The 13,886-nt window shown below is 71.1% G+C and carries 14 protein-coding genes; 1 reads left to right on the forward strand and 13 read right to left on the reverse strand.

Annotated elements, in window-relative coordinates; translation table 11 throughout:
- Positions 1-28: 28 nt before the first annotated feature.
- The 9 genes from CLV40_RS04875 to CLV40_RS04915 all read right to left on the reverse strand — a co-directional run bounded on the left by CLV40_RS04875 (position 29) and on the right by CLV40_RS04915 (position 9,591).
- Positions 29-529, reverse strand: a complete 501-nt coding sequence (locus tag CLV40_RS04875; protein ID WP_104477339.1) for a hypothetical protein — start codon at positions 527-529, stop codon at positions 29-31.
- On the reverse strand, positions 526-1,143 hold the full coding sequence (locus CLV40_RS04880) for a glycosyltransferase (protein ID WP_104477341.1): 618 nt from the start codon (positions 1,141-1,143) through the stop codon (positions 526-528). The genes CLV40_RS04875 and CLV40_RS04880 overlap by 4 nt, the downstream gene beginning before the upstream one ends.
- Positions 1,140-1,637, reverse strand: coding sequence for a hypothetical protein (locus CLV40_RS04885; RefSeq protein WP_146107934.1), 498 nt, complete (start codon positions 1,635-1,637; stop codon positions 1,140-1,142). Before CLV40_RS04885 ends, CLV40_RS04880 begins: the two co-directional genes overlap by 4 nt.
- Positions 1,637-2,812, reverse strand: a complete 1,176-nt coding sequence (locus CLV40_RS37790; protein WP_181043331.1) for a glycosyltransferase family 4 protein — start codon at positions 2,810-2,812, stop codon at positions 1,637-1,639. The genes CLV40_RS04885 and CLV40_RS37790 overlap by 1 nt, the downstream gene beginning before the upstream one ends.
- Positions 2,813-5,075: 2,263 nt before the next feature.
- Positions 5,076-5,621, reverse strand: coding sequence for a hypothetical protein (locus tag CLV40_RS04895; protein ID WP_104477346.1), 546 nt, complete (start codon positions 5,619-5,621; stop codon positions 5,076-5,078).
- Positions 5,605-6,996, reverse strand: a complete 1,392-nt coding sequence (locus tag CLV40_RS04900) for a WXG100 family type VII secretion target (protein ID WP_104477348.1) — start codon at positions 6,994-6,996, stop codon at positions 5,605-5,607. The genes CLV40_RS04895 and CLV40_RS04900 overlap by 17 nt, the downstream gene beginning before the upstream one ends.
- Positions 6,993-7,280 carry a hypothetical protein gene (locus tag CLV40_RS04905; RefSeq protein WP_104477350.1) on the reverse strand — a complete coding sequence of 96 codons (288 nt, stop codon included), beginning with the start codon at positions 7,278-7,280 and terminating at the stop codon, positions 6,993-6,995. The genes CLV40_RS04900 and CLV40_RS04905 overlap by 4 nt, the downstream gene beginning before the upstream one ends.
- Before the next feature lie 197 nt (positions 7,281-7,477).
- A complete protein-coding gene (locus CLV40_RS04910) occupies positions 7,478-7,990 on the reverse strand; it encodes a snapalysin family zinc-dependent metalloprotease (protein WP_181043332.1) in 513 nt (170 codons plus the stop codon).
- A gap of 197 nt (positions 7,991-8,187) precedes the next feature.
- A complete protein-coding gene (locus CLV40_RS04915) occupies positions 8,188-9,591 on the reverse strand; it encodes an MFS transporter (RefSeq protein WP_104477354.1) in 1,404 nt (467 codons plus the stop codon).
- 100 nt (positions 9,592-9,691) lie between these two features.
- On the opposite strand from CLV40_RS04915, the gene CLV40_RS04920 reads away from it, so the two are divergent.
- Positions 9,692-10,078: a MarR family winged helix-turn-helix transcriptional regulator gene (locus CLV40_RS04920; protein WP_104477811.1), complete on the forward strand. Its 387-nt coding sequence runs from the start codon at positions 9,692-9,694 to the stop codon at positions 10,076-10,078.
- A 400-nt stretch (positions 10,079-10,478) separates the two neighbouring features.
- Here the strand turns inward: CLV40_RS04920 and CLV40_RS40690 are convergent, their stop codons facing one another.
- The 4 genes from CLV40_RS40690 to CLV40_RS04940 all read right to left on the reverse strand — a co-directional run bounded on the left by CLV40_RS40690 (position 10,479) and on the right by CLV40_RS04940 (position 13,878).
- The gene (locus tag CLV40_RS40690) at positions 10,479-10,748 is read right to left on the reverse strand and encodes an HtaA domain-containing protein (protein WP_219823915.1); all 270 of its coding nucleotides are present in this window, start codon (positions 10,746-10,748) and stop codon (positions 10,479-10,481) included.
- Between the two features lie 124 nt (positions 10,749-10,872).
- Positions 10,873-11,517, reverse strand: a complete 645-nt coding sequence (locus CLV40_RS04930; RefSeq protein ID WP_104477356.1) for a biliverdin-producing heme oxygenase — start codon at positions 11,515-11,517, stop codon at positions 10,873-10,875.
- A 40-nt stretch (positions 11,518-11,557) separates the two neighbouring features.
- Positions 11,558-12,457 carry an aminotransferase class III-fold pyridoxal phosphate-dependent enzyme gene (locus CLV40_RS04935; protein ID WP_104477358.1) on the reverse strand — a complete coding sequence of 300 codons (900 nt, stop codon included), beginning with the start codon at positions 12,455-12,457 and terminating at the stop codon, positions 11,558-11,560.
- A gap of 11 nt (positions 12,458-12,468) precedes the next feature.
- Positions 12,469-13,878, reverse strand: a complete 1,410-nt coding sequence (locus CLV40_RS04940) for an aldehyde dehydrogenase family protein (protein ID WP_104477360.1) — start codon at positions 13,876-13,878, stop codon at positions 12,469-12,471.
- Between the last annotated feature and the right edge of the window lie 8 nt (positions 13,879-13,886).

The raw sequence follows: 13,886 nt of genomic DNA on the forward strand, positions 1-13,886 counted from the left end.
TCACAGTCCTATCAGGACCGAAGAGCGGTCACAGGGAAGTCATGTTGATCAGTTTCTCGGAGAGCTCCGTCGCCAACGCGGCGAGGTCACGACCGGCCTCCGCCATACCGACGGCGGGCCCCGGAGCGAGTCTGTCCGCCACCTCCTGGAGGAGCTGGCCGATCACCAACGCCCGCAACTCGGACACATGCACATCCCGGAGCGGCTCACCCCGCAGGCGCTCCCCGCGAGCGCGATCACCCGCCAGATCCGCACGGAGCTCAGCTGCCAACTCCACCAAACCGTACGGGGCCGACGACCCGTCGTCCCGGAAGTCGGTGAACGCCAGGCTGAACCGCGTCGGATCGGGTGAACCCGCCTGCGACTCCACCCGCGTAGCCGAACCCTGCTCGGCCAACAGCAACTGGTACAGGTCATCCAGCTCAGCCGTATACGGCACCGGGGGATCGTGCGGCGTTTGGTGGTGGACCAAGTCGGCCGCAGCCGCGCGCAGGGCTTCGTACCGCGCCGCCAAGTCGTCGCCGGTCATCGCTTCTCCTCGCGCACGGTCATGATGGACTTGATCAGATCACCAGCCGATTGCCCCGCGCTCTGCAACGTCCGCAGCGCGGCCACCACCGCACCGCGCAGTTCCGCCGCCCGCCGCCGGGCCGCCCGCGGATCGTCCACAACTGCCGCGAGTTCGGCCACCCACCGGTCGATCGGCGCCACCGCTTCCCCCTCGGCGCGCCGGATTACCGAATGCTCGGCCACCCGCGGGTCGATTCGGCCGCTCTTGACCAGGAAGTTGCCCACGCCGCAGGTGTCCGGTACCAGCACCGGCACGTCCGCCATGATCGCGTCCAGTGCGGTCATGCCGACGTTCTCCGCGTGCGCGGGCACGATGACCAGGTCCGCGGCGCGGACCAGCTCGCGCTGCGCCTGCTTGTCCGCGGAGTAGGCGCGCACTTCCACCGCTCGCCCGGCGACCTGCGACAACAACCGCCGGGCCGCCCGCACCGTTTCCGGCGGTGCGCCGTTCACGACCATGCGCACCGGTCGCTCAGGCCCGATACCGCGCACCATCAACGCGGACTCGTACGCACCGTGCTGCGTGAGGTCGCTGCGCCCGGAATAGACCACCACCGGCCGCGCGCCACTCATCGCTGCGCCCCAACGAACGTCGGCTCCAGCACCTCGTCGGCCAACTCCCCCACCACAACCGCCAACTCCCGACCACCGGGGTCACCCGTGGCAACCAGCCGCGCCGCCAACTCTCGCAGCAGCGTCCCCACCACCATGGCCTGCACCTCCGTCAACGTCGGGTCCCACACATTGGGCCACTCCCCGGGCGGCTCCTCAGTCGCGTCGTCAAGGGCCAGGCTGTCCCGAATGCTCTGCGCTTCGCCGGCAAACGGGCGCGGCGCGCCATCGGGCGTGCCGCCCTGGTAATCCCGCGAGCACAGCAGGTGCAGGGTGGGATCGACAAGCTCCCTGGTGGTGGTATCTGCGGCCTCGGACTCCGCCAGCGCCGCCGCCAAACGATCCAACTTCCGCCGGTGTACCACAGATACCTCGGCAGCCGCAGTCACTTCAAGCAGCGCAGCGGCAGCCCGCCGCAACCGCGCATAGCGGTCCGCGAGTTCGTCACCGGACATCACAGCCTCCCAAGAGCCTTGACCAACTTCTCCACGGTGCCGGGCCAGGTGGCATTCTGGTCTTTGAATTCCTGTTGCAACGCCAGGGCACGGTTCTGCGCATCGTCGTAATTGTCCGCCACGTTCCTCAGCGCCTCCAACCAGCGGTCCTCCGGCACCCGGTCCTCGAAGCCCTGGTCGACGATGCTCGGTCCGGCGTTGGCCGCCGAGAACTCGTCGCCGAGCCAGCGGCCGAAGCCACTGCTGGACGGGACCACGACGGGCACACCCGCCCCGGCGGCCTCCTGGGCGGTGAGCCCGAAGCCCTCGGCGCGCGAGGTCATGACCATCACATCGGCATCGTCCAAGTCGGTGTAGAGGTCAGAGCGGTCCGTCGTGAACGGGCGGACCTCGACGTCGGTTTTGGCGATGTTGGCGAGCTGCCTCTGCTGGTACACAACTTGCGCTGGGGGCACACCGCGTACGGTCAGCTGCACGGGCCGCCCCTCGAACTGCAACCTGGAGACCACTCTCGCCGCCTCCTTGGCACCCTTCTGGCCGACGTCGGCGCGGCCGAACAAGAGCACCTTCATCGGGCGTCCCTCGATAGAGCGTGGTCTGCGGTCCACGAACTCCATCCCGGGGATCAGCTCGTGCACGTCCTTCGTCGCCACCGGTCCTCCCGCCGCTCTGGCCTGCTCGACCATCTCCCGCACGTTCTCCGCGATGGCCGGTCCGACGCCGACCGCGAGGTCCGCGTTCGCCACCAGGGCGCGCTCGATGGCGTGGTTCTTGATGCCCGCGGCCAGGTCGCTCGGATCGTCGTCCGCCTTCACCCGACCGAGGGCTTCCGGCACCATGTGCACGAAGTGGATCAGCTTCGCGTCCGGGTACCTGGCGTCGCGGGTCGCCGCGGCGTCCGGGCCGGAGAAGCGCGTGTGCCCGATGACGAAATCGACGTGGTCGGGCATGTCGTGGGGATCGTCCGCGGTCCCGAGCAGTTTGCGCGAATCGGGTGCGTCGGGCAGGTCGCGTGGACCGAGGATCCGCAGGTTGGGCCGCTGGGCGTCCGCGTAGCGGGAGGCGTCCTCGCCGATGCGCACGATCACGTTGTGCCCGGCGTCGGCCAGCGCCTCGGCGAGCGCCCGGTTGAAGACCACTACGCCGCCCTTCTCCGGGCTGTACTCCGTGCACACCAACAGGAAGGTGTAGGTGGCGTCGTCGACGTCCTGCTCGTCCGCGGTGTCCCGGCGCTCGTCGGGCGTGAGCCCCTGGTCGGTCGGCCGGTCCGGCTCGGCCCCGTCCTGGTCCCTCCCGTGATCCGTGGTCGGGTTCTGGTCCGAGGGCCGGTCGTGGGCTGTGTCCTGGTCCTGGCTCCGGCCCGGGTCGTCGCTGGTGCGTTCGCCGGTGGTGTTCGGGTCGGTGCGGTCGCGCTGGTCTCGCGTCTGCTCCGGGCGCCCGGGGTGGTCCGGACGACGTGGTTCGGGCCCCGGGTCCGGCGCTGCCTGCTCGCGCCGCGCCGGCGTGTGGTCCCGGTGGGGACCGTCGCCATCCGGAGGCCGCGCGGTCGGTCCGGTCGACGGTTGCCCGTGCGGACCGGTGCCCGGTCGTGGCGAACCGGGGGTGGGCGGCGGCCCCTGGTGGGACGGTCCAGCGCCCGGCTGCGGGCGATGACCCGGCGGGGGCTGACCATGGCCCTGCGGCGGCGCGTCGCCCGCTCGGGGTGGGGCGCCGTGCGGCGAGCCCGGGGAGCGTTGCGACGGAGTGTCAGTCCCTTGGGGCGAAGCGCCGTGCGACTGAGGCGAGCCGCTGGGCGGCGAACCCGGGGAGCGTTGGCTCTGCGACGGAGCGTCACCAGTCCGGGACGCAGCGCCATGTGGCTGGGGCAAGGCCGGTGACCGTTGGCTCTGTGGCCCGCCGTGGCCTGGCTGGGGCGGTGTGCCTGCCGCCTGCCTCGGACGGTCGCCCGTATTCGACTCGTGCCCACCCCGCTGCGGCTGGCCCGGCTCCGGTGAACCTTGTGCGCGGTGTCCCTGGTGGGGCCGGGCGCGGTCCTGCTGCGGCGAACCTTGCCCCGGACCCTGTCGATCCGACCGCGGTGACGCGTTCGCCGGGCGCTGCTCCCCGTGCAGACCCGACTGCGGTGCGCCGTGCGCTTGCTGGGGTGGGGCCTGACCCGCTCTCGGCGAGCCCTGTCCCTGGGACGGGGTGCCGCGGTCTTGCCCGGGCGAGCCAGGTCCCTGCGCAGGCTGCCGACCAGGTGCCTGCTGAGGTGGTGCGTGGCCGGGCTGCCCCTGCCCGGACGTGGCAGGCGACCCACCCGGGCGCCCGGTGGGCGGCCCCGACGGCGTGCTCGGAGTCGAGCCCGGCCCGCCAGACGACGACGCCGGGCGGGACCCTGCCGGGCCCGGGCCGGACGACGTGGCGGGCGTCGGTGACGTGGGAGCAGGGGGCGAACTGGACGGGCGCGCAGGCGCACCTGAACTCGCGGCTGGAGCGCCCCGGTCACCGGGCGTGGTCGGGGACCCCGACGGACGCGCGGGCGTCCCCGAACGCGGAGCGTTCGTGCCGTCGGACACGCTTGGTGAGCGTGATGGGCGGGCCCCTGGGGTGTCGGAACGTGGGGGCGGGGTGTTTGACGTGCCTGCGGTGGTCGGGGCGCCGCGCGGTGTGGACGCGGGCGTCCCGGAGGTGCGGGGAGTGGCGGTGCTCGCGCTCCCGGAGGTGCGGGGCGCGGACTTGCCCAGGCCGTCGCCGGACTGGCGGAGGGTGGACGCGTTCGACTGGTCGGCGCCCCGGGCCGCCTGGGCGGTGTCCTTGACCTTCTGCCCGCTGGTCTCCGCCGAGGCGGCCGCGCGGGCCACGCCATCACGGGCGGTGCGGATGGCTTCGTCGGCCTTGACCATTGCGACCTGGCCGAACACGCCCGCGCTCTGCGACGACGCGCCGATGTTCAGGCGGCCGCCGACGCCGTCGCGGATCTGGTCCGCCCGGTTGGCGAAGCGGCTGCCCGCGGAGTCCAGGGCGTCGGGGTCCACGCCCGTGCCCGACGCGCCGCCGGGGCTACCGGGGCCGGCCGGGGTCGGCGTGCTCGAACCGCTCGAACCGCCGTGGTGGGGCGAGTCGCCGTGCCTGCGTTTCATGGGCCGGTCAGCCGACGTGGGCGGGCGTCAACGCGTGGTGGCGCACCCGGGACCCCGACGCACTCGCACGACTCTGTCACAACCCATCCCCCGCGGCGGTCAGCTCGGCCGGCGACGTTCCCCCGGACGGGCCGTCACCGGGCAAGACTGTCACATCGCGACCGACCGCACGCCGTGAACGCCGAACACCACCTCGGCGACGCCCCAGTGGAAGGCCGGTCACCACCGGACCGGCACGGCGCGGGCGCGATGTGCGGTAGGCCACCGGTAGGTGCAGCGGGTCGGTGGAGTCGCACGTGAACCGCGTTTCTCGGCGTCAGCCTGGGTCCGGCGTGCAGACGGTCAGGAAGGATTTGCCGTTTTCCCGTTGTACGTCTGCTGCGTTCATCCAGCCGCGTTGGCCGAAGAGGTAGGTGTTGGGTGGGTGTTGGGGTGATTCGACGAGGACTTGGGGGATGGTGAGTCGGGCGCCGTTGGCGGGTGGGCCGCTGACGGCGAAGTTGAGGGAGTCGGCTTTGGTCCAGTCGTAGGTTGTGGGGAGGGGGGTTTGGACTTCTAGGGGGGTCGTGGTGGGTTCTTTGGTGCCCAAGAGGTCCATGTGTTCCAAGAGGACTCCTGGGGGCGGGGCGGTCCAGGTTTGTTCTGTGCTTTTCGCGGTGCCGGTGTCGAAGATCAGGGTTATGCCGGTGACGCCTTGGCAGGGGGTGCCCGTCCACAGCTTCAGGACGCCGTCGTCCACGCGGAAGCCCGCGGCGGGGGGTAGGGATGGTGCGAACTGGGCTTTGGTTTCGCACGCCGCGAGGGTTGCCGCGACCAGGATGGTGGCGCAGGTGACGCGCGGCCAGTTAGCGGTATCCGCCATCGGAGAGTCCTGCGTCTTCCTCTGTCTCGTTGCCACCGGTGATCTGCTCCCACACGTAGGAGGCCAGGAAGCCGCTGTAGCCCTCGCGGGCCCATTGCTGGGAGTGGCGTTCCTCGTGGTGGAGCAGGCGGTCCATGTCCAGGCTGCCCTGGTACGGGCCGTCATCTCCCTCGTACCACGCGTGGCCGGACTTCGCCACGTCGCGGAGTTGTTGGGCGGGGTCCGACGGGTCGTCGATGTTCAGCATGAACGTGTCGCCCCAGGTCGTCCCGCCGCGTTGGCTGAACTGGTCCTGGATCAGGTTGCCGCCCAGGCCCATCATCATGCCGTTCGGGGTGGTGACCAACCGGCCGCCGTTGCCGTGCACGAAGCCGACGTCCTCGTTGTAGCTCCAGGCGTTTTCCTTTTGGCGTTCGGTGATTCGGCGCAGTTCGTCGGAGCCGTACGGGGTTGGGGTGAAGTCGCCGCCCGGGCCGTAGTCGGTGCCCGCGTTCATGATGTAGGTCATCCGGACCGCCTTGGCGGCGTCGTCGCCGCTGATGTCAGTCGGCATCAGGAAGTACGACTTGAAGGTGCCGTCGCCGTCCGAGTCTTCGCGGATCTCCTCCATACCGTCGAGGACCTTGAAGTCCTCCGGCGTGATGTGGTGGTCGACGATCATCTGCTTGATCGTGTCGACCGACACGCCCCGGCGCACGGCGTTCTCCAACCACTGCCGGTAGTAGCCGGACGCGGGTGGGCCGGTCAGCAGGCCCGCGTCGCGCAGCGACTGCTCCATCTCGGCGACCTTGGCATCGATCTCGCCGCCCTGCCTGGCACCGTCCAAAGTCGTCGCGCCGTGGTCGCTGATCTTGCGCTCCTGGGCGAGCTGCACGACCTTGGCGAGGGCGGCGTCGATGTTGTTGGCGGTGGTCAGGATTCCCTTGGTCTCCTGCGCCAACTGGTTCCTGATGGTCTCGCGGTGCCGCCGGGCCTCGGCGCCTTCCTCGGCCTCGAACCGCGACCTCGGCGGCGGGTCCGGGGGCTTGTTGTCCACGATCGCACCGTCGGGGGCGATGCCGAACTGGTAGGTGCCTGCGAGGGAATCGTTGTTGGCGACCCGCGTCTTCAGCGCGGAGACGTCGTCCGACGCGTTCTGCAGCGCGGTTTCGACGGCGGACAGCTCCGCGATCAGGATCTCGGCGTTGTTGCGCGTGGTGCCGAGCGAGTTGCGCGCGCTCTCGCCCGCCGGACCGTGCCAGTCGGGCAGTCGCCTGGCGTCGTCGAGCTCGTCCTGGAGCCCGATGAGCTTGTCCCGCCGCCCGCGCAGGTTGGTGGCCGTCGTGTCGAGCGCTTCCGCGTCCCACTTGCGGACGTCGTCGTAGCCGATGGTCATCCCCGGAAGGCCCTCTCCGCGGTGTTCTCGTTCTCGGCGTACGCCTTCGCCGACGAGTTGACCGAGTCGCCCCACTGGTCGATCTCGCCCGCCCACCCCTGGGCGCGCTCGTTGAACGTCGACGCCAGGGTGGGCGCGTTCTTCGCCGCCTCGCCACCCGGCAGCGCCGCCGCGACCGCACCCAGGCCGGTACCCGGCTCGACCGCTCTGGCCTGGTCCGCGGCGGACCAGGCGGCCTTGGCCGCGCTCCGCAGCTGGCCTATCTCGACCTCGTACCCGCTCACAGTCCGTGACCACCACCCTCGCGTCGGCCGTCAGGCGGACTGTACTTGAGCGCGGCAGCGGCCACACCCGATTCGCGCAAGAGCTGCCCGAGCGACCTGGCGGTGTCGTATGCGCAGGTCAGCGGCTCCGCGAGTCCGGTGTGGCCGGTGGGTGCGTCCCGGCTACCCCGCACGGGATAGCCGGGAGTGGACAGCCGTCAGGCGACCAGGCCGACGGTCGGCGCCGCCACCCGCCCGGTCCAGAACCGTTGCACGGCGGCGAGTTCCGCGGCGCTCGGCTGCGCGTTCTGGCACCGGCCACCGGCCATCACCTTCGCGCAGTTCCCGATGTCCGACGGGTGGTTCAGGCTCAGGACGTGCCCGAGCTCGTGCACGACGACGCGCAGCGGGGCGGCGCCGGAGCTGGTGATCTGGGCGCGGTAGAAGTAGATCTGGCCGCGGGTGCAGCCGACGCAGCTGGCGGTGCCGGGGGCGGAGCCGCTCTGGGCCGTGGTGATGCTGACCCCGCCGGTGCCCTTCACGAGCTTGACGCTGGTGACGCCGGCGTTCCAGATCTGCGCGGCCTGGTCGACCTCGTCGGCCAGCTCGGCGGCGCGGGTGGTGTCGTAGTAGATGGTGCGGACCAGCGACGTCGACGCGGTGGCGGGGGACGCCATCGCGAACGCGGCCAGGATGCCGAGCAGGGCGGCGAGGACTTTGGTGCGGGACATGGGCACAGCTCCTTTGTGCTGGGACATTCCCAACGTAAGTGCCGCTGTCTCGCGGATGGCACCCACCAGGACGCTATAACCCTTCCCAAGGCTTCCCACCCACGCGTGCGTGCGCGTGCTGCGACCCTTGTGGACATCGCGGGGCAGGCAAGGTGAAGCCGCGCAAGGGGGCCGCCGGTCCGGCGACCCCCGTCGGTTCAGGCGCGGCGGCGGATCAGGGGGACGAAGTTGAGCAGGAAGCCCGCCACGGCGACGGCGGTCACCAGGTTCAGGCCGGGGCGGAAGAAACTCAGGTCGGTTGGGGTGAACGGGCTGGCAATCAGTGCCGTGACGACCGCCAGGACCAGGGCGGAGCCGACCTGACCCGAGGTCTGGACCAGACCCGCGGCCAAGCCCTGTTCGGCGTCGTCGATGCCGTCGGTGGCCTGGGCCATGATCGCGCTGAAGCCGAAGCCGAAGCCGCCACCCAGCAGGAGCATGGTCGGGAGGATGGTGAGCGGGTAGTTGGGGGTGGTCCCGGCGGTGGCGAGGAACCAGAGGTAGCCCAGGCTGAGGGAGACCATCGAGGCCAGGATCAGGCGCGCGGTGCCGTAGCGGTCGATCAGCTTCCCGACCAGGGGCGAGCCGATGACGACGACGATGCCCGCGGGGAGCAGGGCCAGCGCCATGGCCAGTGGTGTCCAGCCGAGGACGTTCTGCAGGTAGATGGTCATGACGAACTGGAAGCTGATGTAGGAGCCCATCAGCGCGACGACGCTCAGGTTGGCGCGGACTACCGTGCCGATGCGCAGGATCCCCAGGCGGATCAGCGGGTGCGGGATGCGGTTTTCGATGACGAAGAACGCGGTCAGCAGGGCGGCGACGACCACGACCGACGCCAGGGTCAGCGGGTGCAGCCAGCCGCGTTCGGGTGCGGTGACCACCGTGTAGACGGCGAGGAGCATGCCGCCGGTCAGGGTGATGGCACCCCAGATGTCGTGGCCGCCTTCGGCCCGGGCGGTGTCCCGGGGGATGAGGCGGATGCCGACGATCAGGGCGGCGAGGGCCACCGGGACGGGGGTCAGGAAGGTCCAGCGCCACCCCGCGCTGGTGAGGAGGCCGCCGAGGATGAGGCCGGAGGAGTACCCGCTGGCCCCGAACACGGTGAAGATCGAGAGGGCGCGGTTGCGGGCCGGGCCCTCGGGGAACGTCGTGGTGAGGATGGACATCGCGGTCGGCGCGGTGAACGCGGCGGCGAGGCCCTTGATGAAGCGGGTCGCGACGAGCAGGACGCCGTTGTCGACGAGGCCGCCGACCAGCGAGGCAGCGGCGAAGGCACCGAGGGCGATGAGGAAGACGCGGCGGCGGCCGAGCAGGTCCGCGGTGCGGCCGCCGAGGAGCAGCAGACCGCCGTAGCCGAGCACGTACCCGTTGACCAGCCATTGCAGCGACGACTCGGCCATGCCCAGCTCCGCGCCGATCGACGGCAGCGCGACGCCGACCATGGAGACGTCCATCCCGTCGAGGAACAGCACCAGGCACAGCACGGCCAGGACACCCCAGAGCCTGCCGGACCAGACGGGGGCCCGCGTGGGTGCGGGCGCTAGATCGGTGAGAGTCACGTGCTCAAACTACATGCGACCACATCTAGTGCGGCAACATAATATTCCAGCAAATAAGATGCGTTGGGGTTAGATGTCCTCGCATGATAGGATGCGCGCCATGTCCACGGAGGCAGAGCTCATCGACGAGTGGCGATCGCTGGCGCAGCGCTACCACAAGCTCGCCTGCGCACTGGACCGCGCACTGGACGAGACCCACGGCGTGAGCATGAACGAGTTCGAAACCCTGGACCGGCTGCTGACGCAGTCGACCCAGCCGTGCGACACGCGCATGCAGGACCTGGCCGGTCAGATGTACCTGAGCCAGAGCGCCCTCTCGCGCACGGTGGCCCGGCTCGAGAAGGCCGGGTTTGTTGAGCGGACGCTGTGCGAGGCAGACCGTCGTGGTGTCTTCGTGCGGGTGACGGACGCGGGCCGCGAGCTGTACCGCGCCGCGAGCCAGACCCGTCTCGCCATCCTCGGGTCAGGCGTCCCCGAGAACGCCTGACCGGAGCCTGGCGCCACACCCCGACCAGGCACGCCACTCGGGCGGCCCCAATCCCGGCGCCAGGTTCGCGATGGCCCCGTCCACCCGGGGCAGGCCCCGCCTTGAGCCTATCTGCCGAGGCCAGATCGGTAAAAGCTGGTGAGTGCGGACGGTGGATGGATTGCCGACATGTGGGCAACCTGATCACATTCCGCCACAGGTGGGCACGCTCGTCTGGCTTGACGTCGGGGATTGGTTGTCTGTGTTCGGCTGCGAGGTTTCTACCGGGCGGCGGCGGGCGGTGCGGTTGACGGGGATCAGCGGCGGGCGGGGCGATAGGTGGCCAGGAGGAGGGCCAGGCCCGCCAGGAAGAGGACGACTCCGGCCCACAACGTGTGCTCCGCGTCTACGCCCGTGGACGCTAGGGATTGTGTTGCGCCGGGCGGAAGCGGGCCTCTGGGACGAGGTTCTGGGTTGGGGTGACGGCAGGGGGTGCGGCCGGGTTGGCAGCGGGCGGTGTCGTCGGCGGGGTCGCGCAGTGGGCGGCGAGGACGAGGGTTATGGGGTCCAGGTCGGCGCCTGCTTGGTAGAAGCCCGCGAACGCTTCTGAACTGGCGAGGGTCGCTGGGGTGTTTTGCCAGGTGAGGACGCCGTTGGTTGGGGTCGCGGACGGGCGGGTGATGGTGGCCAAGGCTAACCTAAATACACGGTTCGACGGTTGGCAAGGGCGACGCCCGACACACTGTCCACAGTGGTATCTCAGGCACGCCGAAGCAGGGGTCCCGCGTTCGGAACCCCCTACCCGGCGGGAAAAGTCAGCAGTAGACCCCGGACAGTTCGTCGAACACGGCGCGGTTGAGCCGGAAGGCGGTGTTGGCCTCCTCGACCAGGGCCGCGCGTTCGGCGTCGCTCCAGGGGGCGCCGTCGAGCAGGGACCGGTAGTGGTCGCGGAACGGCTTGGGCCTGGCGATCCGGTCGAAGACGTAGAAGCGCACGCCGTCCTCGCTGAGGCCGAAGACCTCCTGCATGCGGCGCCGGATGACCTGGCCGCCGGAGAGGTCGCCGAGGTAGCGCGTGTAGTGGTGCGCGACGAACGCGGCGCGGTCGGTGAAGCAGGCTTCCTCCAGGCGGTCCACATAGGACTGCGTGGCGGGCAGCGCGCTCAGGCCGTCGCGCCACCGCGGGCCGAGCAGGAACGCCAGGTCCCGCTCCAGCGCGCCCCGGCGCAGCAGCCCGTCGATGACGAACCCGCCGATGACGGGATCACCCCGCCACGACTCGCCCGCGTCCTCGAGGACGCCGTAGAAGAGGTAGCTCTGCGCGAGCAGCCCGGCGTAGGCCTCCCGCCCGAGGCCGCCGCCCAGCAGCGCCTCGACGAACACCGAGCGCTCGGCCCGCTCGTGCTCGTCCCGGGTCCCCATCCGCAGTCGAGCCGCGAACCCTTCGTCCACCGCAGTCATCGCCCACCGTTCCACTGAGGGTTGCCTACCTAAACCTAGGTCACCCATCGGAGTGAAACCAGCGCGAATTTCGCCACAGGGTCAGGCCCTCGTCGAGGATGGGTGCGGGGATGACGAGGGGTGGGATCAGGCGGATGACGTTGGCGTAGGTGCCGCAGGTCAGGACGATGACCCCCGCCCGGTGGCAGTCGGCGGCGACCCGGCGGGCGACCTCGGGAGCCGGGGCACCACCGGGGCCGACGAACTCCAGACCGACCATCGCGCCCCGACCGCGGACCTCCGCGAGGGCCGGGTGGCCGAGCAGCGGGGCGAGGCGGGACCGGATCGCGGCGCCGATCCGGTTCGCGGCGTCGGCCAGGTGGTCCGCGCGCATGGTGTCGACGGTGGCCAGGGCGGCGGCGCAGGCCAGGGGGTTGCCGCCGTACGTGCCGCCGAGGCCGCCGGGGTGGACGGCGTCCATGAGCTCGGCGCGACCGGTGACCCCCGCCAGCGGGAGCCCGCCCGCCGCGAGGGTCAGGTTCGTGCGGCCGTGGTAGGCGTGGTCGAACACCGCGACCGCGGAACGTCCGGTGGCGTGCCGGGCGATCTTGACGGCGTTCTCCACGGCCCCGGCGCCGGAGTTGAACAGCGCCGACCGCTTCTCGTGCGCGCCCGGCGTCAGCTCGTTGAGCCGCTCGCACACCGCGACGTAGCTCTCGTACGGGTTCACCATGAAGCAGGCGTGCGTGAACTCGGCGGCCTGCCGCTGGACGGCGGCGACGACGGCCGGCGCGGCGTTGCCGACCGAGGTCACGCCGATGCCGGAGCCGAGGTCGATCAGCCGGGTACCGTCCTGGTCGCGCAGGGCGCCGGGTTCGGTGTGGGTGGCGAAGTGGCCGGGCAGCAGGCTGGTGACACCGGCGGCGACCGCGGCGGCGCGGCGGTCCACAAGGGACGTCATGGCCGGCCTCTCTAGAGCGGGACGCCGGTGAGCACGAGGACGCGGTCGTCGGTGAGGTCGTGCATGGCGGAGCGCACGCCTTCCCGGCCGGTGCCGGAGTCCTTCACACCGCCGTAGGGCATCTGGTCGGCGCGGTACGACGGCACGTCGCCGACGATCACGGCGCCGACCTCCAGCCGTGCGTGGGCGCGGAAAGCGATGTCGAGGTCGCGGGTGAACAGGCCGGTTTGCAGGCCGAAGCGGGAGTCGTTGACGGCGGCGAACGCGTCGTCCAGGGAGTCGAACGGGTCGACCGTGACGACGGGTCCGAAGGCCTCCTCGCGGTAGACCGCCGCCGTGTGCGGGACGTCGGTGAGCACGGTCGGCGCGAAAGTGTTGCCGTCACGGCGATTACCGGTCCGCGCCACCGCACCCGCGTCGACGGCTCCCGCGACCCAGCGCTGCACCCGGTCCGCCGCGGCCGTGTCGATCAGCGGCCCGACGTCCTCCCCCACCGACAGCTTCTCGACCTCCGCCACCAGGATTCGGACGAACTCGTCGTAGTGCGCGCGGGGGACGAAGACTCGTTGCACGGCAATGCACGACTGCCCCGCCGAGTACATGGCGAAGGTGGCGATCCGGGTCGCGGCCTGGGCCAGGTCGGTGTGGTCGGGGCAGATCACCGCCGCCGCGTTGCCGCCGAGTTCCAGAACGACGTGCTTGCGCGGGACCGCGTCCCGGATCCGCCAACCGACCGGCGCGGACCCGGTGAAGCTGACCACCGGCAACCGCGGGTCGGCGACCAGCTCCGCAGCGACCTCGTTGGTGGTGGGCAGGATCGACCACGAGCCAGCGGGCAGGTCGGTCTCCGCCAGGATCTCGCCCAGCACCAAGGCGGACAACGGGGTCGCGGGCGCGGGCTTGAGCACGAACGGCGCGCCGACCGCGATGGCGGGCGCGACCTTGTGCGCCACCAGGTTGAGCGGGAAGTTGAACGGCGTGATGCCCAGCACCGGTCCACGCGGCACCCGCCGGACCAGCGCCACGCGACCGGCGCTGCCCGGATCCGTGTCCAGCCGTTGCAGGTCCCCCGCCCACCGGCGGGCTTCCTCCGCGGCCCAGCGGAACGTGGACGCGGCTCGCGCGACCTCGACGCGGGCCCACCGGATCGGCTTGCCGTTCTCGGCGGTGATCAGCCGCGCCAACTCCTCGCCGCGCTCGGCGATCCGCGTGCTGACGTGGGTCAGCGCCGCGGCGCGCGCGAACGCGGGCAGTTCGGCGGTTTCGGCCCGCGCGCCGACCGCGCCGGTGATCGCCGCTTCGACGTCCGACGGGGTGGCGAGGCTGGTGGTGGCCACGAGGCGGCCGTCGACGGGGTCGCGCACGTCCAGGAGCGTGGGACCGGTCGCCGGTGTGCCCGCGACCCAGTAGGGCACGGTCATGGGGTTCT

Origin of the sequence: Actinokineospora auranticolor (assembly GCF_002934265.1) — a bacterium.
GTDB lineage: Bacteria > Actinomycetota > Actinomycetes > Mycobacteriales > Pseudonocardiaceae > Actinokineospora > Actinokineospora auranticolor.

What these genes read in the sequence shown, in the direction of transcription:
- CLV40_RS04875 (WP_104477339.1), bottom strand. Translation starts at nt 529, where the DNA reads ATGACCGGCGACGACTTGGCGGCGCGGTACGAAGCCCTGCGCGCGGCT.
- CLV40_RS04880 (WP_104477341.1), bottom strand. Translation starts at nt 1,143, where the DNA reads ATGAGTGGCGCGCGGCCGGTGGTGGTCTATTCCGGGCGCAGCGACCTC.
- CLV40_RS04885 (WP_146107934.1), bottom strand. Translation starts at nt 1,637, where the DNA reads ATGTCCGGTGACGAACTCGCGGACCGCTATGCGCGGTTGCGGCGGGCT.
- CLV40_RS04895 (WP_104477346.1), bottom strand. Translation starts at nt 5,621, where the DNA reads ATGGCGGATACCGCTAACTGGCCGCGCGTCACCTGCGCCACCATCCTG.
- CLV40_RS04900 (WP_104477348.1), bottom strand. Translation starts at nt 6,996, where the DNA reads ATGACCATCGGCTACGACGACGTCCGCAAGTGGGACGCGGAAGCGCTC.
- CLV40_RS04910 (WP_181043332.1), bottom strand. Translation starts at nt 7,990, where the DNA reads ATGTCCCGCACCAAAGTCCTCGCCGCCCTGCTCGGCATCCTGGCCGCG.
- CLV40_RS04920 (WP_104477811.1), top strand. Translation starts at nt 9,692, where the DNA reads ATGTCCACGGAGGCAGAGCTCATCGACGAGTGGCGATCGCTGGCGCAG.
- CLV40_RS04930 (WP_104477356.1), bottom strand. Translation starts at nt 11,517, where the DNA reads ATGACTGCGGTGGACGAAGGGTTCGCGGCTCGACTGCGGATGGGGACC.
- CLV40_RS04935 (WP_104477358.1), bottom strand. Translation starts at nt 12,457, where the DNA reads ATGACGTCCCTTGTGGACCGCCGCGCCGCCGCGGTCGCCGCCGGTGTC.
- CLV40_RS04940 (WP_104477360.1), bottom strand. Translation starts at nt 13,878, where the DNA reads ATGACCGTGCCCTACTGGGTCGCGGGCACACCGGCGACCGGTCCCACG.